General features: G+C 48.9%; 1 protein-coding gene. It reads right to left on the bottom strand.

The features are described from left to right. On the bottom strand, positions 1 to 291 hold a 291-nt coding region (locus tag H9X96_RS22415), incomplete at its 3' end, for a hypothetical protein (RefSeq protein ID WP_222943971.1). Positions 292 to 476: the final 185 nt, after the last annotated feature.

Below are 476 nucleotides of genomic sequence, written 5' to 3'. Positions count from 1 at the left end.
AATCAAGGGTTGTGGTAATTCGCCAAAGACATTGAGGAACACTTCCAGATCTTCACTGCCTGCATGGAGAAATTTTGTGATGGACGGATCGCGCAGGATCGCTTTCAGCGGTGACCAGTCGGTGATCCCGAGAGGATCAATTAGCGCCAGATGCTCGCCATCGAAAAGTTGAATCAACCCCAGCTGCGGGTAATAAGTGCGCGTACGAACAAATTCAGTATCCAGGGCTATCGCCGGAAAGGCACGGACGGCTTCACACAAAGAAGCCAGCGCATCGTCCGTGGTAATCATTTGGTAATTCAAATTGTTTTCTCTTTAGTGGGCGTCAAAAAAAACGCCGGATTAACCGGCGTCTGACGACTGACTTAACACTCAGGCTTTATTGTCCACTTTGCCGCGCGCTTCGTCACGTAATTCTCGTCGCAAAATTTTTCCGACGTTAGATTTCGGTAACTCATCACGAAACTCCACCAGCT

This window comes from Pedobacter sp. N36a, assembly GCF_014472395.1.
Lineage (GTDB): Bacteria > Bacteroidota > Bacteroidia > Sphingobacteriales > Sphingobacteriaceae > Pedobacter.
Note: the sequence above shows the minus strand (reverse complement) of the source record. Positions and strands in the feature narration are given on the sequence as shown.